Source organism: Methanobrevibacter sp. (assembly GCF_045646205.1).
Classification (GTDB): Archaea; Methanobacteriota; Methanobacteria; order Methanobacteriales; family Methanobacteriaceae; genus Methanocatella.
The window spans coordinates 25,809-47,753 of record NZ_JAZRKF010000004.1; the positions used below are offsets into that span (position 1 = coordinate 25,809).

25 protein-coding genes and 2 tRNA genes are annotated in these 21,945 nt (G+C 34.1%); 5 read left to right on the top strand and 22 right to left on the bottom strand.

The annotated features are described in order from the left end of the window. Positions 1–125: 125 nt before the first annotated feature. Together ACKI44_RS00865 and ACKI44_RS00870 are read left to right on the top strand one after the other, a co-directional pair. Positions 126–199: transfer RNA gene (locus ACKI44_RS00865), tRNA-Arg, on the top strand. Positions 200–253: 54 nt separating this feature from the next. Beyond that, positions 254–327, top strand: a tRNA-Arg gene (locus ACKI44_RS00870). Position 328: 1 nt separating this feature from the next. Here ACKI44_RS00870 and ACKI44_RS00875 read toward each other — a convergent pair. The 20 genes from ACKI44_RS00875 to ACKI44_RS00970 form a co-directional block, all read right to left on the bottom strand. Further along, positions 329–1,516: a TIGR00375 family protein gene (locus ACKI44_RS00875; RefSeq protein ID WP_407420828.1), complete on the bottom strand. Its 1,188-nt coding sequence runs from the start codon at positions 1,514–1,516 to the stop codon at positions 329–331. Positions 1,517–1,527: 11 nt separating this feature from the next. Then, the gene (locus tag ACKI44_RS00880; RefSeq protein ID WP_407420829.1) at positions 1,528–2,058 is read right to left on the bottom strand and encodes a DUF2112 family protein; all 531 of its coding nucleotides are present in this window, start codon (positions 2,056–2,058) and stop codon (positions 1,528–1,530) included. Between the two features lie 22 nt (positions 2,059–2,080). Then, positions 2,081–2,851: a proteasome assembly chaperone family protein gene (locus ACKI44_RS00885; RefSeq protein WP_407420830.1), complete on the bottom strand. Its 771-nt coding sequence runs from the start codon at positions 2,849–2,851 to the stop codon at positions 2,081–2,083. Further along, entirely contained in the window at positions 2,838–3,017 is a 180-nt protein-coding gene (locus tag ACKI44_RS00890; RefSeq protein ID WP_303736839.1) for an RNA-protein complex protein Nop10, read from the bottom strand. Before ACKI44_RS00890 ends, ACKI44_RS00885 begins: the two co-directional genes overlap by 14 nt. 6 nt (positions 3,018–3,023) lie before the next feature. After that, on the bottom strand, positions 3,024–3,821 hold the full coding sequence (locus ACKI44_RS00895) for a translation initiation factor IF-2 subunit alpha (RefSeq protein WP_407420831.1): 798 nt from the start codon (positions 3,819–3,821) through the stop codon (positions 3,024–3,026). A 65-nt stretch (positions 3,822–3,886) separates the two neighbouring features. Next, positions 3,887–4,066 carry a 30S ribosomal protein S27e gene (locus ACKI44_RS00900; protein WP_042691937.1) on the bottom strand — a complete coding sequence of 60 codons (180 nt, stop codon included), beginning with the start codon at positions 4,064–4,066 and terminating at the stop codon, positions 3,887–3,889. Between the two features lie 9 nt (positions 4,067–4,075). Further along, on the bottom strand, positions 4,076–4,354 hold the full coding sequence (locus ACKI44_RS00905; RefSeq protein WP_296794498.1) for a 50S ribosomal protein L44e: 279 nt from the start codon (positions 4,352–4,354) through the stop codon (positions 4,076–4,078). 249 nt (positions 4,355–4,603) lie between these two features. Next, positions 4,604–5,560, bottom strand: a complete 957-nt coding sequence (locus ACKI44_RS00910) for a hypothetical protein (protein ID WP_407420832.1) — start codon at positions 5,558–5,560, stop codon at positions 4,604–4,606. A 54-nt stretch (positions 5,561–5,614) separates the two neighbouring features. Next, on the bottom strand, positions 5,615–6,349 hold the full coding sequence (gene pcn / locus ACKI44_RS00915; protein WP_303736843.1) for a proliferating cell nuclear antigen (pcna): 735 nt from the start codon (positions 6,347–6,349) through the stop codon (positions 5,615–5,617). Between the two features lie 79 nt (positions 6,350–6,428). Continuing rightward, complete coding sequence (trpA, locus tag ACKI44_RS00920; protein ID WP_407420833.1) at positions 6,429–7,202, bottom strand: tryptophan synthase subunit alpha; 774 nt, start codon at positions 7,200–7,202, stop codon at positions 6,429–6,431. Beyond that, entirely contained in the window at positions 7,195–8,379 is a 1,185-nt protein-coding gene (trpB, locus tag ACKI44_RS00925) for a tryptophan synthase subunit beta (RefSeq protein WP_407420834.1), read from the bottom strand. The genes trpA and trpB overlap by 8 nt, the downstream gene beginning before the upstream one ends. After that, positions 8,372–8,974 (bottom strand): phosphoribosylanthranilate isomerase, encoded by a 603-nt coding sequence (locus ACKI44_RS00930; RefSeq protein ID WP_407420835.1) that lies wholly within the window; start codon positions 8,972–8,974, stop codon positions 8,372–8,374. The genes trpB and ACKI44_RS00930 overlap by 8 nt, the downstream gene beginning before the upstream one ends. Then, positions 8,967–9,743, bottom strand: a complete 777-nt coding sequence (gene trpC / locus ACKI44_RS00935; RefSeq protein WP_407420836.1) for an indole-3-glycerol phosphate synthase TrpC — start codon at positions 9,741–9,743, stop codon at positions 8,967–8,969. Before trpC ends, ACKI44_RS00930 begins: the two co-directional genes overlap by 8 nt. A 5-nt stretch (positions 9,744–9,748) precedes the next feature. Further along, a complete protein-coding gene (gene trpD / locus ACKI44_RS00940; protein ID WP_407420837.1) occupies positions 9,749–10,756 on the bottom strand; it encodes an anthranilate phosphoribosyltransferase in 1,008 nt (335 codons plus the stop codon). Further along, a complete protein-coding gene (locus tag ACKI44_RS00945; protein WP_407420838.1) occupies positions 10,757–11,326 on the bottom strand; it encodes an anthranilate synthase component II in 570 nt (189 codons plus the stop codon). After that, positions 11,323–12,819 carry an anthranilate synthase component I gene (gene trpE / locus ACKI44_RS00950; RefSeq protein WP_407420839.1) on the bottom strand — a complete coding sequence of 499 codons (1,497 nt, stop codon included), beginning with the start codon at positions 12,817–12,819 and terminating at the stop codon, positions 11,323–11,325. Before trpE ends, ACKI44_RS00945 begins: the two co-directional genes overlap by 4 nt. A 109-nt stretch (positions 12,820–12,928) precedes the next feature. Next, positions 12,929–13,330 carry a hypothetical protein gene (locus ACKI44_RS00955; RefSeq protein WP_407420840.1) on the bottom strand — a complete coding sequence of 134 codons (402 nt, stop codon included), beginning with the start codon at positions 13,328–13,330 and terminating at the stop codon, positions 12,929–12,931. A 6-nt stretch (positions 13,331–13,336) separates the two neighbouring features. Continuing rightward, positions 13,337–14,113: a CPBP family intramembrane glutamic endopeptidase gene (locus tag ACKI44_RS00960; RefSeq protein ID WP_407420841.1), complete on the bottom strand. Its 777-nt coding sequence runs from the start codon at positions 14,111–14,113 to the stop codon at positions 13,337–13,339. Positions 14,114–14,169: 56 nt separating this feature from the next. Continuing rightward, positions 14,170–14,877: a DUF4013 domain-containing protein gene (locus ACKI44_RS00965; protein WP_407420842.1), complete on the bottom strand. Its 708-nt coding sequence runs from the start codon at positions 14,875–14,877 to the stop codon at positions 14,170–14,172. Further along, complete coding sequence (locus ACKI44_RS00970; RefSeq protein ID WP_407420878.1) at positions 14,874–15,083, bottom strand: helix-turn-helix transcriptional regulator; 210 nt, start codon at positions 15,081–15,083, stop codon at positions 14,874–14,876. The genes ACKI44_RS00965 and ACKI44_RS00970 overlap by 4 nt, the downstream gene beginning before the upstream one ends. 232 nt (positions 15,084–15,315) lie before the next feature. Here ACKI44_RS00970 and purB point away from each other — a divergent pair, with 232 nt between their 5' ends. The 3 genes from purB to ACKI44_RS00985 all read left to right on the top strand — a co-directional run bounded on the left by purB (position 15,316) and on the right by ACKI44_RS00985 (position 18,526). Next, positions 15,316–16,665 carry an adenylosuccinate lyase gene (gene purB, locus ACKI44_RS00975; protein ID WP_407420843.1) on the top strand — a complete coding sequence of 450 codons (1,350 nt, stop codon included), beginning with the start codon at positions 15,316–15,318 and terminating at the stop codon, positions 16,663–16,665. A gap of 8 nt (positions 16,666–16,673) precedes the next feature. Next, positions 16,674–17,513 (top strand): hypothetical protein, encoded by an 840-nt coding sequence (locus ACKI44_RS00980; RefSeq protein WP_407420844.1) that lies wholly within the window; start codon positions 16,674–16,676, stop codon positions 17,511–17,513. Positions 17,514–17,809: 296 nt separating this feature from the next. Then, positions 17,810–18,526, top strand: a complete 717-nt coding sequence (locus tag ACKI44_RS00985; protein ID WP_407420845.1) for a DUF4013 domain-containing protein — start codon at positions 17,810–17,812, stop codon at positions 18,524–18,526. Positions 18,527–18,624: 98 nt separating this feature from the next. Here ACKI44_RS00985 and ACKI44_RS00990 read toward each other — a convergent pair whose 3' ends face one another. Both ACKI44_RS00990 and ACKI44_RS00995 read right to left on the bottom strand, forming a co-directional pair. Next, positions 18,625–19,308: a TIGR00266 family protein gene (locus tag ACKI44_RS00990; protein ID WP_407420846.1), complete on the bottom strand. Its 684-nt coding sequence runs from the start codon at positions 19,306–19,308 to the stop codon at positions 18,625–18,627. Between the two features lie 103 nt (positions 19,309–19,411). Further along, positions 19,412–21,895 (bottom strand): heavy metal translocating P-type ATPase, encoded by a 2,484-nt coding sequence (locus ACKI44_RS00995; RefSeq protein WP_407420847.1) that lies wholly within the window; start codon positions 21,893–21,895, stop codon positions 19,412–19,414. Positions 21,896–21,945: the final 50 nt, after the last annotated feature.

Here is a 21,945-nt window from a genome sequence, read left to right on the forward strand (position 1 = left end):
AGATTAACATACAAAACAGAAATTAAAAACAAAGACAACTAAAAAGATAATGACACCAAATTTTCGTGCAAAAATAATTAAGTATATATAACAAGAAAAACAAAATAATTAAATGATATTTATGAGGGCCCGTAGCCTAGCTGGATAGGGCGTCGGACTTCTAATCCGAAGACCCCGGGTTCAAATCCCGGCGGGTCCGCTTTCATAAAAACTACTTTTTTTAATGAAATTTTCAGAATAATAAATACTTTATGGGCTTGTAGCCTAGTCTGGAAGGGCGTAAGACTCCTAATCTTAAGATCGAGGGTTCAAATCCCTCCAAGTCCGTTTAAAAATTATCCAAAGTTACGACTTTGGGCTTTTTTTCTTCTATTTTTGGCAAATCAAATTTGATTTCACCATATTTGCCGCCCCCACCAGGTATGATATCAATGGTGTTATCTCTAAAAGCTTCGATTGCCTTTGACACCTTCAAGTCAAATTTCTCGATTTCACTGATATCTGAATTGATCAATACATTAATCTCATTGCCGAAAGCGTCAATTAACTTTTGCCAGATGTTTTGAACAGTCTTTGTTGTAACTCCCTTATCATAAACAGTTGAAATCAGTTCTGCTAAAGGCATCAGATGAACGTATGGCGGTCTGAAGTCCGGATGATGAGCTTTATCAAAATCAGAAATTTCAGAGATTCTAAAGTCAACACCCTTTTTAATTCTTCCTCCGCACTCGCATTTCATTTTGTTATTCTTGGCAATTTCGGGATTGACCAACTTGAAGCATTTGGTACATGCAGTCATGTGATATTTTCCCAGGTTCGGAACAAGACCATAGTTTGCTTTAATATTCGAATGTTTAATCGCATGTTTTATGGATGAAAATGAAATATCTTGAAGCTCAATTTGATTAAATTCACGACCCAATCTATGGGGCCATGGGGAATGTGCATCTGAATTTGACAAAAATGTAAAGCCCTTCAGTTCATCGACCGTATCAGCCATATTCGTGTCTGCAGATAAACCCAGCTCAACAAAGTCAACCTTCTTTTCATAGCAGTCGTAAATGCTGTCAAAGGATTTATACATTCCCGTCCATGGAGTAAATGCATGGGCCGGACCTATTAAGCAGTCATATTGGCGAACCAATTCTAATATTTCAGCTCCGTTTAAATTGGTCTTTGGTCTTCCATCCACATTCTTATTTTTTGAGGGTAATTTTTGAGATATTTCTCTTGCAATATCGATATCCGGAATGATGATTAAGTGATGAATCTTGTTTTTTCCTTCAATTTCTGTTGTTATGACAAAATCGGCATCATCTGTTGAATAGATTCCATCACCTGAATTAACAGTATTTTCTTCAATAATATCCAACCATTTGGGATGAAGCCCATCACCAGTACCTAAAAGGCTTAAACCCTTAAGTTTGGCCTTAGGAGCAATATTGTTAATAAGCATATCTTTTGATGATGCCATTGAAAAACAGCTGTGAATATGAAAATCTGCATTGACCAACATAATAGTTAATATTAAATTGATTCATTAAAAATTTTTTCAAAGTCATGTAGTGACACTTTTTCATTATCCTTTTTTAAATCAGCGTTTAAATCATCACCGATTGAAGGGTCAAAATCCTTTAAAAAGAGATTAACCTTTGAAATCAAATCAATTATCTCCTCACGGGTGGTCGGATAGGCCAGTTTCAAAACAGGGATATCCATTTGACTTACAATACTTACTGCAAGTGAATGGGCATTATTGCAGCCGTTACCGCAAAATAAGATCAGCTCATTTAAAACATCATACATTCGAGTATAATTGGCCGATCTTCTGCCCAAAATAATTGCAGCATCAGCCTTATCAAGCAAGGGTGCCAAAAGAGAAATCCTACCCCTAACGCCTGAAGGAGTTTCACTGGACATATTAACCTTGAAATCCGGATTTAAATTGACTTCATTATCATATCGGGAAAAATTAGTCGGAGACAAATAAGTATGTCCGTTTTTTTCAATAAAGGGCACAACAATCATTGCACCATCGGGAATAACAATAATATTCATAAAAAAAATAAAAATTGGATAATTATCCAATATATCTTAAATCATCTGCGTTTCCTGCATTAGCACGATTAATTAAATCCTGTTCCATTTGTTGAGCTTTAGCCAACATTTGTCTGGTTTCTTCAGCTCTTTCATCAAGTTTTTCTGTGTTAATTTCGAAATTAAGTAATTCAGCTAATTTCAATAAAACGCCTTCTGCAGATTCTGCATCAATAAAGTAACCTGGGGTTTCACCCATTAGACAAGCCCCATATATTCCTTTACGCATACCTAAACCTAAAAACAAACCGGAAGCACCGACAATTCCACCATCGTTGGATCTCATCTCAACTCCGACTTCTTTTAAAAGTTCTATGTGAGCTTCATCACTGGCTGCTCCTAAAACTCTTGGATTTTCAATAGGCTGACCTGTAGGCACACCACCTAAAGTGAAAATTCTAGAGATGTTGTAAGGTTCTAAAAATTCCAGGATTTCACTGCAAACAATATACTGGCCGTCCGGAGATAATGATTGAGTATTTCCTCCGATTATAATTACATCCTGATTTTCTTCACCCAAATCACGGATATAATATAACTCATTAATCATGTTTTCAATCATACCGTCCTCACCGACCAAAACCTGTGGCGGGAAGGTTGGAGAATAGATTTCAGCAAATTTTGTTGCACCAAGCTCATCAATCATATGATCTGCAACTAATTTACCCACATGACCAACACCAGGTAATGCTTCAATAAAAATAGGATTATCTAATTCTACTTCTTCTAAAATAGTAATTTCAGCGGCTTTCATTTTTACCCCTTAATTCTTTTTTTAATATACGGCGATACTTACCGTATTTATCCTCAATAGAAAATTTTGGAGGATAAATAACTTTAAGTTCCCCTTCACATTTAGGGCATTTATCCTCTAAAGTATAAATTCCACAATCTGGACATTTATGCATTTTCATACTCATAAGAATCTAATCATCTAACTCTCTTAAAAATGAACCGTTTCCTTCAGATTCTTCGACAATAGCAATACATCTGTCAGCAGCAGCTTTAAGTGCTTTTTCAGCAAGCAAATAATCTGTTGATTTGACAGTGATTCTGTATCTTGGAGCACCGACACATTGGACCTTGATTTCTTCTTCTTCATCACCATTATCTTCAGCAGCCTTGAGGGCATCGATAATGATTTCAACTCCATTAGGAACGAAAGTTTCTATATCAACGTAACCGTTAATGTGAACTTCAGGAGGGGTGATATTTTTTTGAGCTATTTCTGTAATAGCATCAGCCCAATCTTGAGGTATTCCTTCTTCAGTTAAAGATTCAGCTCCTTCATCAGCAGCGGTTTCAAAAGCACCGTAGATATCACCGAAGATATCCATGAGCTCATAACCGACTTCATCGTAAGCTTCATCCAAATCTTTATCTAAGGATTTAGCAGACAATTCCAAGAATTTTTCTGCTTTCTGTTCAATTTTCCAATGTTGGATTTTTTTAGTTCTTTGATCTTCACGGATTCTTTTTAAAGAAGCATCAACATGTCCTTTTTTAGGGTTTACTCTGAGAACACGACATACAATCTTTTGATTTTCTCTAACGTGATCCCTAATATTTTTTACCCAACCAGCAGAAACTTCAGAAATATGAATGAAAGCTTCTTTGCCCGGATATTCTTCTAATTTAGCGAATGCACCATAATTAAGAACTTTGTAAACGGTACCTACAATAAGTTCTCCTTCATCTGGCCATTCTTGACTTTTTCTTACCATGAAAATCACCCCAAAAACAAGTAAAATTTAAAAAATAGTTAAAAATAAGTTAAAAACTAAAAAATTTAGTTTAAAACTTTTTCGATGTGTGCTGTAATTTTAGCTTTAGCACCACGAGATTTAACAAGAGTTTTACCACAAATAATACATTTAACGTCAGAAGCTGCACGATCAAAGATTATTTGTTCATTGTCACAATCTAAACATTTAACTTTTAAAAAGTTTCCTCTACCTTTACTAACCATGTTAACCACCTATTTTGCTACAAATTCAGGTTTTCCTGTTCTGAAAGATTGTTTAATGTGAGATTTACCACATTCTTTACATTTAGCTCTTAAGTCTAATTTTTTAACTGGTTTGTTTCCAGCAGGTAAAGGCCTTGGATAACCTCTGTAACCAGCAGTAACACGTCTGAATTGTCTTTGTCCCCAAGTTAACTCACTAGCTTTTCTTTTTTTAGCTGTGTGGAGTTCATGAATTGTATGTTTTTTACAATGTGGACAATATGTTCTTTTTTCTTTTGGTATTTTCATTTTTCCACCATTATTTCCTTTATTTTTTTATTTTAATACGCACTGAAAAGTGCTTAATTAAATAGTCATTATAAATCTAATTGCAAATTTATCTAAGCTCGATTATTATCAAAAGACGTTAGAGATAAAAACTGCATAGTAACCGTTTATGTCTACAAACAGCAAAAATCCAAATTATAATAAATAATTTTTTAATATTACAAATAGATATGAGATATAGTTATATTATTAAGAGTATTTAAAGTTATGCTATATTTTAACAAAACGGGCTTTTCTATTTTTTACAAAAATATTTGCATTAATTTTTGGCAGGGTCACAATGTCCTGTGATCTGAACGGACCATAGACTTTTTCATCAATGCCTATAATGGAATCAACCTCATCCAAAACCAGAATAGTGACGATTTCAGATTCCCTAGTCCTTTTTGGAACATCCAAATCAATGAACTGGTCATCATTGTCCAAGATTTCAATATCATCGAAATCACCAGTCTTGTTTGAAATGTCTTTTTTGACTTCGGGAGCTTTTGGCTTGGAAATCTGCTTTTCGATAGGTTCCCTTTTCTCATCTGTGATAACTTTGGCTTTAGATATTTCATCAATCCTGTCTAAAACCTCATCACCGGATTTTACAGAAGCATCATCACTTGGTTTTTCTTCATCAGAACCTAAAGACTCATCAGCCTTGTCCAAAATATCATCAACAGCTTTATTATCATCCATTGCAGCATCAGCAATGTCGCTTAGGGAGTTGGAAGTAACTTCTGGAGTTTCCTCCTCATCAATGTCTTCAACATCATCGGAAGGTGCTTTAGTTATTTCCTGACCTGAAAGGTTTAATCTGTGGTTTTTCAGCGTTTCGATTATTGAAAAATAGAAAGTTTCCTCTTCCGGAGTCAGGTTAAGGGGCATTGAATCGACCAAGTCAAATTCCTGCTTTCCTGAAAAAAGATGATATGACCTGTTCATGTTCAAGACGGCAGCATTTGTAATTTTATGCTCACGTCTTTCGCAAATTTCAGTTGCTATTCTTCTAGCCTCGTTTAAAGTATTGTAAACATCAGAAAATGGATCATCAATAGCGGATTGTTTCAATTCATTAATATACTTGTGAATATCATCATAAAAAGTTTCTTCAACATGAGCTAATGTACCATTATCACGTTCTTTTTTCTGAATTTTACGTAACTGTTGATATAAATCCACTTATTATCATCTCTGATGGTTTTTAAAAAGAAAAATAAGAAAAAACAAATGAGTTTAATCATCTGTTTCTAATCTTGGAGCAAGCAAGAAACTAAGCTTACCATCACCGGTAACCATCGTTAAAGTTAAACTTAATGGCATGTCAGTACCTAAACTAATTTCAGCTTCCTCTGAAAATTTATCTGCTTTGAGCATTTCTCTGATTTTATCTAAAGAGAACAATGCTTTTTCATGCTCAGTAATGTTTTCGCCATGGAGATATTTGATACTTGCATCACCGAATTCACCATCTGCAGATGCAATGAAGTAATCTTCATCAACTTCCAAAGCAATTTTATCTGAGAATATTTCTATATCGTTGATTGAATCTTTTAAGATAGAGAAACGAACTTTAAATGAAGTTGGATGATTAATTTGAGGAGGAGTAGGATTATCATACTCAATATCAATTAATCTTATTTTGAATGTCCTTGTTGCATCTCCTTCGAAAGTAATGATGAAATTACCTTCATCAACAGACATTAAAACTCTATCTTGAGATTTAGCCCTTTTAAGAACCCTCATAAATTCATCAGTATCTATGTTGATTTTTTCAGGAACATCACAAATATATTCATCAAATAAACTAGATTTGAGCTCTAAATGAACAAATGTTATGTGACTACGGTCTAAGGCATCTAATCTCATACCTTCACTGTCAGTTTGTATTTGAACTTCATCAACGATTGATGAAATTGCATCAAAACTGGTTTTTAAAATACTAGAATCACTTAATTCAGCTTTAAACATAAATAATCCTCTAATTTTTAATCATTAAAAATTTCGAATAATATTAAATATTATGTCAATAATGTATTATAAATATTTCTTATCCCATGCATGCATTTTTCATATCGGACACATATTTCTTTAATTCATCCGAAGCATCCTCACCATATTTTTCAATGATTTTAACTATTGCACTTCCAACAATTACACCATCGGATATTTTAGAGATGTCTGATGCCTGTTCAGGTGTGTTAATACCAAATCCAACAGCAACCGGCAAATCAGTGACGTCACGAATATCGGATATTATTGCATTTAAATCCGTTTTTATTTCTGAACGCATTCCGGTTACACCCAATGATGAAACGACATAAATAAATCCTGTTGCATCAGCTGCAATCTTTTGAATTCTTTCTTTTGAGGTAGGTGCAATAAGTGAAATTACGTCAACGTCATTTCGAGCTGCAATATCTGCAATTTCTCCCTTTTCTTCGTAAGGCAAGTCCGGTGAGATGATTCCGTCAATACCATATTCACTGCATTTTTTAAAGAATTTTTCATACCCATAGAAAAATACGGGATTGATATAAGTCAAAAAGACCAATGGAATGTCAGTTTTTTGGCGAACCTCTTTAACGATTTCAAAAACATCATCGGTTGTTGTATTGTGCTTTAATGCACGTACATTGGCATCCTGAATAACAACGCCTTCAGCCATAGGATCAGAAAATGGTATTCCAATTTCTATCAAATCACAGCCTGCCTCTTCCATAGCTAAAATATATTCTACAGTTTTTTCAATAGTCGGATCCCCTGCAGTTAAAAATCCGATAAATGCTGTTCCGTTTTTAAATGCGTTTGGTATTCTACTCACCTAAATCAACTCCCCTATAGTCAGCTATAGATTTAACATCTTTATCTCCTCTTCCAGATAAACAGACAATTATAATATCGTCCTTATCCATTTCAGGTGCGATTTTCATTGCATGGGCCACTGCATGAGCACTCTCAATAGCGGGAATGATACCTTCCATTTTTGAGAGGTATTCAAATGCTTCCACCGCTTCCTCATCGTTGATTGGAACATATTTGGCTCTGCCGGAATCTCTTAAATATGCATGTTCCGGTCCAACGCCCGGATAATCAAGACCTGCAGATATTGAATAAACCGGAGCAATCTGGCCGTATTCTCCTTGATTGAATATTGATTTCATACCATGAAATATACCAATTTGTCCATTGGTTAATGCTGCAGCATTATATGGAGTATCAACTCCTTTTCCCCCAGCTTCACATCCAATCAATTCAACCTCTTCATCATCGATGAAATTGAAGAATGCCCCCATAGCATTACTTCCACCACCGACACAGGCAACTACAGCCGTCGGCAGTTTTCCTTCTTTTTCAAGGATTTGCTGACGTGCTTCAGCACTTATTACAGCCTGGAAATCCCTTACAATTTGCGGGAATGGATGAGGTCCCATTGTTGAACCGATAACATAATTTGTAGTATGAACATTAGCAATCCAATCTCTGAATGCGTCATTAACTGCATCCTTTAGAGTTTTTGTTCCGGATTTGACTGAGTGCACTTTTGCTCCCAGCAATTCCATCCTATAAACATTTAAAGCCTGTCTTTTTGTGTCGACTTCTCCCATAAAGACTTCACATTCTATATCCAAAAGGGCTGCTGCGGTTGCAGTTGCCACCCCATGCTGTCCAGCACCAGTTTCTGCAATCACTCTGGTTTTACCCATTTTTTTAGCAAGCAATACCTGCCCTAAAACATTATTTATTTTATGTGCACCAGTATGGTTTAAATCTTCACGTTTTAAATATATCTTTGCTCCGCCCAAATCTTCAGTCATTCTTTTTGCATAATATAATAATGATGGCCTTCCTGCATATTCTTTCAATAACGTATTCAATTCATCAACGAAATCCGGATCGTTCATGAAATGCTTGTACTGCTCTTCCAAGTAAATCAGTTCGTTCATTAGAGTTTCTGATATGTATTGACCACCATATTCACCATATCTTCCATTAGTCATTTATTGCCTCCATGACTTTTTTAATTTTTAATTCATCTTTATAACCGTCAGTTTCTACGCTGCTGCTTAAATCAACAGCATAAGGGTCGAATTCATGAATGGCCTGGGAAATATTTTGAGAATTTAATCCTCCAGCCAAAAAGAATTCTTTTTTTAAATCTTTTCTTATCAGTCGCCAGTCAAAGGTTTTTCCACTGCCTTTTCCACTGTCAAGCAACAGATAATCTGCAGCCGAATTGTCATATTCCAACAAGTCCTTTTCGCTGTCCATTTCAATTGCATTAATGATTTTTAGTTGATAGTCAGATTTCTGCTTCAATTTCTCTATATATTCTTCACTTTCATTGCCGTGGAGTTGTGCAATGTCAATTATTCCCAAATCATATGATTCAAGAATTTCATCAATATCAGCATCGACAAAAACACCTACAGATTGAATAGAAGAATCCAAATTTTGCCTCATTTGTTTTGCCAAATCATAACTGACCTTTCTTTTAGATTCTGCAAATACAAATCCAATATAATCAGGCTTATATTTATTTACTATTTCTATATCTTCCAATCTTTTCAGTCCGCAGATTTTGATTTTAGCCATTTTTCAACTCCGAAATCATAGCTTTTTTATCATCACTTTTCATTAAAGTTTCGCCTATTAAAACTGCATCAACATTATTTTCTTTTAATCTGGCGATATCTTCTTTTGTTTTAATGCCACTTTCTGAAATAAAAACAATATCCTCACCGACACATCTACGTAGGTTAATACTATTTTCTATATCCACACTAAAATCAGTCAGGTCACGATTGTTAACGCCGATGATTTCAGCGCCGACACTCAATGCCTTCATGATTTCTGTTGAATCATGGACTTCAACAATTGCAGACAAACCTAAAGAATGGGCCAAGTCCAGATATTTCTTTAAATCCACAATGTCCAATATTGCAACAATCAATAGAACTGCTGAAGCGCCCAAATATTTGGCCTGATAAATCATGTATTCATCAACAACAAAATCCTTTCTTAAAATAGGTAAGGAAACATTTTTAGCTATTTCTTTTAGATAATCATCATCGCCCTTAAAAAAATAAGGTTCGGTTAAAACGGATATCGCTGATGCACCTGCTTCCTCATAGTCCTTTGCAATCTGGAGGTAATCAAAATCCTCACTGATTAAGCCTTTTGAAGGAGAAGCTTTTTTTACCTCTGCAATAATAGAGATATCATCACCTTGAAGGGCTTTTTTAAATGGAAACTCCTCATCAATTTCCAAATATGATATTTCTCTTTTCAAATCATCAAGAGGAATAATGGATTTTTCCAAATCAATTCTTTCTTTCGTTCTTTCAACTATTTCATCCAACATAAAAATCAACTGTTTGTAAATTCAATAAATTTTTCAAGCTGTTTAAGAGCCTTACCGGAATCTATTATTTCCTCAGCCAGTTTAACACCATCATTAAATGATTCAACGGCACCTGCAACAAATAATCCTGCGGCAGAATTTAAAACAACAGCATTTCTTTTAGGTCCTTTCTGACCATTGAGAATATCAAGGGTGATTTGAGCATTTTCTTTTGGATCGCCTCCAACCAAATCTTCTTTCAAGCATTTTTCAAAACCGAAATCACTTGGATCAATTTCATAGGATTTGGTTTTTCCATCCCTAATTTCACAGACGAATGTTTTATCACTTGCAGATATTTCGTCCATTCCATCCTCACCATAAACGGATAATGCTGATTTAACACCGAGATTATTTAATACTTTTGCCAAAGGTTCTACTAATTCTTTATCATAAACTCCCAAGACCTGCATTGTTGCACCGGCAGGATTGGTTAAAGGACCCAGAATATTAAATATGGTTCTTATTGCAAGCTCTTTTCTGACACTGGCAACATATTTCATTGCAATATGATAATTTTGAGCAAAGAGGAAGCAAATATTATTTTCCTTTAAGCATCGAAGGCTTTTTTCAGGTTCAATCTGTATATTGACGCCCAGTTCCTCCAATACGTCAGCAGCCCCACATTTGCTTGATGCGGACCGGTTTCCATGTTTTGCAACAGGGACACCTGCAGCTGAAATGACAATTGAAGAAGTGGTTGAAATATTGAATGTATTGGATCCGTCACCACCGGTTCCAACGATTTCCAGAGCTTCAACATCATTTAATAACCTTACACAGTGATTTCTCATGGCTTCAGCAGAAGCGGTGATTTCATCAATCGTTTCACCTTTCATAGACATTGCAGTCAAATAGGAACTCATCTGGACTTCACTTGCCTCACCGCTCATTATTTCATCCATTGTCTGATATGCCTCATCATATGTTAAGTCTTCCTTTCTTGAAACTTTCAAAATAGCTTCCCTAATCATTTAAATACCCTCACAAAAATTCTTGATAATTGTTAAACCGTCCGGCGTTAAAATTGATTCCGGATGGAATTGTAATCCATAAACATCATATTTTTTATGTTTAACGGCCATTATCTCATTATCATCACATGCCTTTGAAATAACCTCCAGTTCATCAGGCAAGGTTGATTCAACCAGACTTAAAGAATGATAACGGCCTACAGTAATTTTAGAATCCAGCCCTTTAAAGAGTCTGTTGTCTGAAACATCAATTATGGATGATTTGCCATGCATTAATCTATTTGCATGAGATACAACACCTCCAAAGGCAACACAAATTGATTGATGGCCCAAACATACTCCCAAAATTGGAATTTTACCTGCAAATTCACGGACAACGTCAATGCAAATTCCAGCATTTTCAGGCTTTCCCGGACCCGGAGATAAAACAATCGCTTGCGGATTCAAGGATTTGATTTCATCCAAAGTAATCTTATCATTTCTAAAAACCTCAATATCAGGATTTATCTCACCAATCAACTGATATAAATTATATGCAAAACTGTCATAGTTATCTATTAAAAGAATCATTCCAATCCCCCATCTGCAATTTTTAATGCATTAATGACTGCTGCGGCCTTATTCATGCATTCATCAAACTCATTATCCGGAACGCTATCGGCAACTATTCCTGCACCTGAACGGATAAATACCTTGTTGTTACGTGCAAAAGCTATTCTTATTGAAATGCAGGTATCCAAATTTCCACTCAAGTCAATATAGCCAATGGCTCCACCATAAATACCTCTTTTATTGTTTTCAAGTTCATTAATAATCTCACAGGCTCTGATTTTTGGAGCTCCGGATAGGGTTCCTGCAGGTAAAATTGAATCAAGGGCAACCAAGGAATCCAAGTCGCTTCTAAGAATTCCGCTTACGGTAGATCCAATATGCATCACATGAGAAAACCTTTCAATTGATAGATATTTATCAACGGAGACAGAACCTATTTCAGCAATTCTTCCAATGTCATTTCGTCCCAAATCAACAAGCATGTTATGTTCGGCCAGCTCCTTTTCATCAGCCAACAAATCATTTTCCAATTCCAAATCCTCTTTTTCTGTTTTTCCACGAGGTCTTGTTCCTGCAAGTGGAAAAGTGTATAATTTTTTATCGTTTACCTTTACAAGAGTTTCAGGAGAGGCTCCTGCAATTTCAATGTCATTGCTTGAAAAATAAAACATGTAAGGGGACGGATTGGTTGTTCTTAAAACCCTATATGTATCAAAGAGGCTTCCTTCGATTTCAGCTTCAATCCTATTGGACAAAACGACCTGAAATATGTCTCCCTGGCGAATATACTCTTTGGCCCTGACAACCATATCACCATATTCTTCACGGGAAAATGCGGGCTTAAAATCAGATTTTAATTTTAACGGCATGATTTCTGATTTTTCACCGTTAATGATTAAATCGGCAATTTCTTTTAACTCTTTACATGCATTTTTGTAGTTATTTTCAATGTCATCCATTTTCATGTTAACGATGATAATGATTTTCTGGCGAAAATTGTCGAATGCGATTACCTTATCAAAAAGCATTATGTCAATGTCTTTAAACTGATCCTGGTTTTCAGCATCCAAATTCAGAGAGCTTTCAGCATATTTAATGTAATCATAAGCAAAATAACCTACAAAACCCCCAGTAAATGGAGGTAAATTATCCAATTTTGGAGATTTATTCTTTTTTATCAGGCCCCTGATTATTTCACTGGGATTATCCGTATTTAATGTAACGACATCGTCAGTTAATTTTGTAAAATTGCAATCACCTTTGATTTGGACGACACCGTCCTGACAGGTAAATTCCAATAACGGATTGAAACCTAAAAAGCTGTATCTTCCCCAATTTTCAGAATCCTCAATACTTTCAAGCATGTAACAGTGTTTACTTATTCCTTTTAAAATTCTCAATACCTCTATGGGCGTAGCTATATCTGAAAATAACTCATAAGCTACAGGTATTCTTTTATATTCATCATTTTTAGAAATTTCTTTTATGTCTTTTAAACTTGGGGAAAACATTTTATCACAATTATATTTTTTTGTATATAATTATTAGATTAATGTACTATTTAAAACCTTGTAGTACATTTTTGTACATTATAAAATAATTCAAAAAATAAAGAAAAGATTAATTAATCTTATCCTGTTCACGATTAAAGTCGATGACTATCTTTTTAATCTCACGGGATTCAAGATAAGGGAGATTTTCCTTTAATTCAGATTCCAAACTCTTATTCATTTCAAGTCTTTTTTGAGCATATTCCTCCTCGGACAATGAGGATTTATACTCCCTATTCAAATTTGAATATTTTGTAATTAACGGCTGTATAATAGTTACAATATCCTTATCCAGCTGGTCATTAATCTCTTTTCTTTTTTTAACATCTTCTATAAAACCAACTAACGTTATAAAAAATCCCAAAACCGTGACTGTTAATGCAGGGACAAGATATGTCTTATCACCAATGAAAAATACGGATAAGAAAATCCCGACAAATATTAATAAAATCCCTATTTTTTTTAAATTCATGAATATCTACCTTTTATTGATATATTTCCATTCCTGACGTATTGATATAATTATTAAATAAAGTGATACAATAGCTAAAATAGAAAATAAGACTATGAAAATGTCATTTGTAAAAATTAAATTTCCTGTATCTATATGGACCAAAATTTCCGCAAGCAAATTATTGAGGAAATGTGCGAAAATGCAGGTTAAAATATTTTTGGTTTTAAGATAAATTATACACATGCACACACCAAATACAAAAGCGGAAATAACGCTGCCGTAACCGTGAAGCGCTCCAAACAATATTGAAGTGATTACAATTGCAAATGAGGTTGGAACAAGATATTTAAGCCTGTTTAAAAACACACCCCTAAACGTCAGTTCCTCACATACAGGTGAAATTATCACTGTTGAAATTAAAGCTCCGGCACCTGCAAGAGAATTGACTCCTACAATTGAAAATAGGGGAGCGTAAATAAATTGTTTAAATCCCGGAATAGCGTCCAGTGCAAATATTGATAAGTATAACATCCCATAAGAAAAGAAAACATTGACAAGAACTATTATAAAAATTGATTTAAATGACATTTTTGAAAAAATATTATTCAAATCATGCTTAAATTCATCACCGAAAAACCTTAACCTATATACAAAATATAATATAAGTCCAACATATATCCAATCTTTACTAACAGGATAGCCCAATATGTCAAAAAGTAAAACTACACCTATTAAAGCAAGTGAAACTATTAACACTTCAAAAATAGTAATTTTTCTAAGACTATCATGTATGGAAGACATATTAAATGATATGAATATATTAATATAAAAAATAATAAGATGGAAGTAAAAAATAATTAACTTCCTATTGTATAAATTAATCCTTGACAACGGTCTTTGAACAATGATATATAAGGAGCTACTAAAAAGAACATCACAAAGTTAAAAATAATAGTTCCAATTAAACTGACCACACCGACACCGCTTCCAGAAATGCTTAATGTTGCAACACCCAATATGCCGAAAATGAAACTAATTACCAATGTTGCTACAAAAACAATTGCCAGCGAAATCAATGCTATCCCAATATAAGTTAAAATGAATCTGAGATATCCGATTGAACCCATGATATCAATTATATCTGAAAATGCAAATGCCGCAGATATAGAATCATCATTTGCAGCCATATTAGGTACAGCCAAATAAGCAACCAACATACAAATTATCATCAAAATGATGCCTATTATTAGCAATATCCAATTAACTGATCCATTCATTGCTGAAATAGCTATAATAATAAACGGAATAATCAAATAAGCCAAATAAACTACAATATATCTTAAACCATCGATAAACATCTTTTTAAATTCGCCAAATTCCGGAGGCTCATCTTCTCCATTAATCATGCTTTGAGTAGACATTTTAATAACCCTATAACCATATCCATAAACAAAGATTAATGGAATTATTAAAATGCTGAAAAGAGATAAAACTCCCAGTATCAGAAGAATAGTAATCTTTTTTGATGCAAATTCAAAAGAATCTTTATATAAATCTAAAATCATTCTTCATTGCCCCCATCTATAATAAAAACATCTTCAATACTTTCCTGACCCAATATTTTTGTAATTCGATAGGCCAATAATAAAGAAGGATTATATCTAGCATTTTCCAAAGCATTAATGGTTTGACGAGTGACTCCGGCCTCATCGGCCAATTCCTGTTGAGTTAAGCCTTTTAAATGGCGAAATTCACGAATTTTTGTTTCCAAATTATCACCCATTGTATCCATTAACAACTAAATGTTAACCTTTAATATAATATATTTTTGATATGTATATAAATATTATTACAGAATATTAAATTTGATAGTGACAATCGAAAAAAAATTTAAAAAAAGTAAACATTGTTGAAATTTGAATTTAATTATATGATACATTAAACTATTATAATAGACCTTTCAAAATATATTAGTATATAATAAATTAATGAGATGATAAAAAATGGCTATACACCCAATTGAATTTAGGTATGGTACTCCCGAAATGAAAAAGATTTGGGAAGAAGAAAATAAATTACAGAGAATGTTAGACATTGAATCAGCACTTGCACAGGCAGAAGGAGAATTAGGAATAATCCCTCAGGAAGTGGCTGATGAAATCGCAAGGAAAGCCAATACAGATTACGTTAAATTAGAAAGAGTTAAAGCTATAGAAGCTGAGACCAACCACGATATTGCAGCATTATCAAAAGGAATTACTGAAGTTTGTGAAAATGGTGCTGGAGAATATGTTCACTTCGGTGCAACATCCAATGATATCGTAGACAGTTCAAACTCATTACTTATCCGTGACTCAATTGATGTTTTGGAAGAAAAATTAGAAAGATTAACCAAAATAATGCTTGACTTGGCCAGTGAAAATAAAATGAAAGTTTGTATTGGACGTACACACGGACAGCATGCACTTCCAACAACCTACGGAATGAAATTTGCTCTATGGGCAGATGAACTTCACAGACAATACGACAGACTGGAACATGCAAGGGCAAACGTTTGTGTTGCAATGATGGACGGAGCAGTTGGAACAACTGCAGCATTAGGAACAGACGGATGGAAAATCCACAAAACCGTTGCACGCATCCTTGATTTACCTGCTGCAAAAATTACAAACCAGGTTGTTCAAAGAGACAATCACGTAGAATTCATTTCAACATTGGCAAACATCGCTTCAACATTGGATAAAATAGCTTTAGAAATCAGAAGCCTTCAAAGAACAGAAATAATGGAAGTTGGAGAATACTTCGATCCTGAAAAACAGGTCGGAAGCAGTACAATGCCACATAAAATGAATCCGATAACTGCTGAGAGAATCTGTGGTGTTGCAAGAATTGTAAAATCATACGTCAATGCAGCCCTTGACAACAACCCACTATGGCACGAAAGGGACTTGACAAACTCTTCCTGTGAAAGAATAATGTTTCCGGAAAGCTGTATTTTAACAGACTACATCTTAAACTTAACAATTAAATTAATGAGCAATTTAGTATTCTATGATGAAAATATTGAAAGAAACTTAAACTTTACAAACGGTTTAATCATGGCTGAAAGATTAATGGCCGAACTTACAAGAGCAGGAATGGGAAAACAAACCGCATATGGAATTGTAAGAAAAAATGCCATTAAAGCAAATAAGGAAAAATTATTGCTCGGCGAACTCATCCTAGAAGACAGTGAAGTTCAAAAATACTTGACTGAAGAAGACGTCGAAAAGATTATGGATCCTCACACTTACACCGGTTCAATAGAAATTATCATTGATGAACTATTGGAAGACTCCAAAACTTGGTTTTAAGTGATAACATGGCAACAAAAGAACTAAAATCTATTGATATTGCATCATATACCATAATATCAACAGGAATAGCCACATTAATTTCAATTTTAATATCCATAATTATCGTAGGAATATTTGCAGCAAGCGTTCCAAACAGTATCGGAGTTATGATGTATATAATTCCCACAATTGTTTTTGGAACCATGATATGCAGTATTTTCCTATATTTCTCACAGGGATATTTATATAATGTGCTGTCCAAAAAATTAGGATTTATTAAACTGGATATTGAAGGAGATTATATTAAACAGGTTTCAGCAAAAGAGACCGGATTGATTTTTGGTGTAATAACTTTAATATTGATTCTTGTAATCTATTTGGCACTGTCCCTAATTATTCCATTGTTTATAAGTTCATTAATGACATTATTGATGTATGCTTCACAAACTGATGTTGCAACATTTGTTTATCAGTTAATGTTTGTAATATCCAATCCGATAAGTATTGCAGTTGGAATAATCGGTTCTACAATCATTGTTTCAGTGTTTACATTACTTGGAGTCTACATTTACAATGTTTTAGCCAACAGTGAAAGAGGAATACTTGTAAAATTATCAGAAGCAAACGGGTTTACACAGCTTGATTTATTACCTCCCGTAAATTTTGCAATAGCTATGGGTGCTATTAGTCTCATTTTAAATATTATTATAGCAATAGTTTTGATAATCAGTGGAGTTCAAATATTTAATGCATTGATAGACGTTTTACTCGGATTTTTTATCGTGTTTATCGCATCATTACTAGTTGCTGCATTTTACAATTTCCTTGCTCCAAAAATCGGAAAATTGAAAGTTGAACTTGAATAAGAAATCATTTGATTTCTTTTTTATTTTTTTTGAGAAAACACCTCATACAGGATAACTTCTTTTGAATTTTTTTAAAACCAATAAAACACGATTAATCCATGTAAAAAGTAAAATATATGAATTTTTATTTTAGAAATTAGATATAACATATTAATATTAACCCATTAAACAAAAAGAAATAAAATAAAATCTTAATCGCAAATTAATTAGATTAATTGGATTAAATTTATATAACACTAATAATATACTTAATAGTAACTCATAGAGTTAATAAAATTTTAAAAGGTGAAAATTATATGAATATAATAGAAATCATAAGTGATGCGTTAGAATACCCATTACATAATATTCCTTCATTAATATTATTCCTGATTTTAGGAATAGTTGCCGCAATTATCGGAGGAAGTACTGCAGTCAGCATTATTGTTGGTTTAAAATCAACCGGATTAGCCAGTGGTGCTTTTACAGGAATGGGAGTTATCGGATTAATTGTTTTCATAATTATACTATTTTTAGTTGAAGGCTATGCTTTAGACATTATTAAATATGGTATTGAAAGAAGAACAGACAGCCCAGGAATTGAATTTGAAAGACAAATTTCAAATGCTTTTAAATTAATTGTTGTCGATATTGTTTATTACCTTGTCCCAGTAATCATCGTTTTTGTTTTAGGATTCTTCCTCAAAAACTGGTTAATTAGTATAATTTCAATAATCTTATTTATCATATTTGCTTTAGCAAACTTTATGGCTAAATGTAGATTAGCAAAAACTGATGATTTAGGTGCTGCTTTAGTTATTGGAGAAGCAATTGGAGACATATCCAGAGTAGGTATCGTTAAACTTATTGCAGTTGCTGCTCTTGTTTTCGTTATAGCATTTATCATCGTATTAATTGTCGCAGCTATTGCTTCACTCAACGATCTTATCGGAGACATTTTATTCGGTATTGCATTAGTTTACATAATATTCTTCTACCACAGAGCTATCGGTTTATTATACTCTGAAGTATAAATAAACCCTCTTTTTTCTTTTTTTATCAAAAAACAGTTTTTTAATTAATTTAATATCTAATTTTAAAAAAAAAGTTAAAAAAGTTTATAAAAATAAACTTAATCTTTTGGACAATCCGGCAAGTAAGGTATTAAAGATTGAGCCAGTTTGGATAATGGCATGGTTTGTATCCATACTTTTCCAGGACCAGTTACTCTTGAAAAGTACAATCCTTCACCAAACAATATGTTTTTAGCTCCCTTAACTCTTTCAATGTCGAAACTAACACTTTCTTCCATTGCAGCAATATGTCCTGGATCTAAAAGCAATGACTCACCAGGTGCCAAGTCCTTTTCAATTACTTCGCCGTCAATTTCTAAAAATACTATACCATTTCCTGAGAATTTCTGAAGAATGAATCCTTCTCCACCAAAAATTCCGGTTCCAAGCTTATTTCTGAAGTATATGTCAACATCAACACTATCTTCTGCTGCCAAAAATGCATTTTTCTGACCAATGATTGTATTTGACCCGTCCAATCTTACAGGTATGATTTTACCCGGAGTGCATGATGAAAATCCAATTTGCTGGTTGTCTTCCTGTGCAGTGAAGAAATTCAAAAATATTGTATCGCCAGATAATGCTCTTCCAATACCTTTTAAAAGACCACCGCCAGTACTAGTATCCATTTTCATGCCTTTTGTCATGAATGCCATTGCACCTGTTTCATTTTTCATGGTTTCTCCGCTTTGTAGAGTACATACCACAGTAGGAAATGATCCACCAGTTATTTCATATTCCATTATATCACCAATATTTTATTATTATATAGTATTGTATTGATTGAAAATCCCATATAAAAATTGATATTTGAATTTGAAACAAAAAAATTAAAAAAAGAATTGATTAATTTTTTACTCTTTTTATAGGTGGCACATAACGTTTAAGCAACAATGACAATGAAATTACTGTAACGGAACTTAATGCCATTGCCAAACCTGCCAGTTCAGGTTTAAACATTATTCCAAAGCCAGGATATAACACTCCGGCAGCAACGGGAATTAATATCGTATTGTATGCAAATGCCCAGAATATATTTTCCTTAATTCTTCGCATTACCTTTTTGGAGAACTGAACTGCAGCCACAACATTTTCCAAATCCCCTTCCATCACTACAACATCACCGCTTTCCATTGCAATATCGGTTCCGTTACCCATTGCAACACCAATATCAGCCTGAGTTAATGCAGGCGCATCGTTAATACCGTCTCCAGTGAACAATACCTTTTTGGAATTATTTGACTGGATATCCTTTACAATATCAAGTTTGTTTTCAGGTAAAATTCCTGCCCTGACATTATCAATGCCAACATCCTTTGCAACAGATAGTGCTGTGCTTTCATTGTCGCCCGTTAACATGTATGTTTCAACGCCCATCTTATGTAATTCTTCAATGGTTCTTTTAGAATTTGGCTTGACCTTATCGGATAAACTTAAAATTCCACGAACAGACATGTCAACCGCCAAAAGAATTATGGTTTTGCTTTGATTTTCCAATTCAGTGAAAGCAGATAACACTTCATCAGATATTTCAATACCTTCACTTTCCATTAATGCCCTGTTTCCGGCAAGTACGGTTTTTTCATCAATATTTGCCTTAATACCTTTACCTGTAACGTTTTCAAAGTCCACCGTATTTAACAGTTCCAGGCCGTCAGCCTTTCTGACAATGGCTTTTGCAATAGGATGGTTTGAATTTTGTTCAACGGAAGCCGCAAGAGTTATCAGTTCATCTTCGGAAATGCCATAAGTTATTATATCGTCGACTTCAGGTTTTCCTTCAGTGATAGTTCCGGTTTTATCAAAAGCCGCAACGTCAATTTGTCCGGCATTTTCCAGAGTATCCCCATTTTTAATTAAGATACCGAATTCAGCTGCCCTTCCAACACCTACAGTAACGGCCGTCGGAGTCGCCAAACCCAATGCACAAGGACATGCAACAACCAAAATAGATATTAAACAGGTTAAAGAGAACAATAATGTTGCTCCCAATAGGAAATACCAAATGCAGAATACCACAATGGCTATTGTTAAAATAACCGGAATAAAGTAAGTGACAATCGTATTTGCAAATTTCTGAACAGGAGGTCTTGAAGACTGTGCCTTTTCAACCAAACGAATGATGTTTGACAATACTGTTTCGGAACCTATTTTTAAAGCAGATATGATTAATACACCGTCCTGGTTAATGGTTCCAGCAAACACTTCTTCCCCATCCTTTTTAACCTTAGGAATAGGTTCACCGTTAATCATTGATTCATCAACATATGACTCTCCGCCGATAACTTTTCCGTCAACAGGTATTTTATCTCCAGGTTTAACCAGAAGCTTGTCTTCCAAATTGATTTCAGCAATCTGAACTTCTTTTTGAGATATCACTTCATTGTTTTCATCAACTTCGACCAATGTGGCGACAGTTGGCTGAAGTCCAATTAATTCACGGATGGAATCTGAAGTTTTCTTTTTAGCCTTAGCTTCGAGATATCTTCCAATCATTAAAAATGAAGGAAGCATAACTGCAGATTCATAAAACATGAAAGAATGGTCCAAAACAATGCCGAATGTTCCCAAAATACTTGATCCATAGGCCACAACTATACCCATTGAATACATCACATCCATATTCAGGTTCTTATGCATTAATCCATTGATTCCTGCTTTTAAAATCGGGAGTGAAACATATAAAAATGGAAAAATACTTATGAGTAGCGATAACAATCCCATTGAGGAAATGTCAATTCCCGTACTCTGATGCAGCTGATGCGTTAGTCCCATTAATGAATCCCACATACTATACATCAAAATCATCAATATGGCTGAAAAAAACAGCCCAACGATGATACGGTTTCTTTTACTTTTTAAATCCTGCCTGTAAAGCTCTTCTTCATCAATTTCAGTTTGTCCATCAATTCCTAAAAGTTCAAAGCCTAAATTTTTAATTACCTCTTCCATATCATCAATGCTAACTTTGCTTTTATCATAACGGACAAAGGCAGTTCCTGAAGTCAAATCTGCCTTAACATCGAAAATACCATCCAGACGTATTAAGAAGTTTTCTACATTCATTGTACATGAAGCACAATGCATTCCATCAATCCTCAAGGTTACCTCATCGGAATGCAGTTCAAAACCTAAATTTCTGACTATTGAATCCATTTCATCATAGGTCATCTTTTTAGGATTGACTGTGATGTGAAGTTTATTTGAAGCCAAATCTGCATCAACTGCTTCAACCCCCTCTTCACGTTCAAATGTCTTATTAACACTTAAAACACAAGAAGCACAATGCATTCCTTCTATTGGCACATCCATATCTTTAAGTTTAGCCATAGTATCACATCTATAAAAATATTATATTAAACCAATATAATAAAATTTAG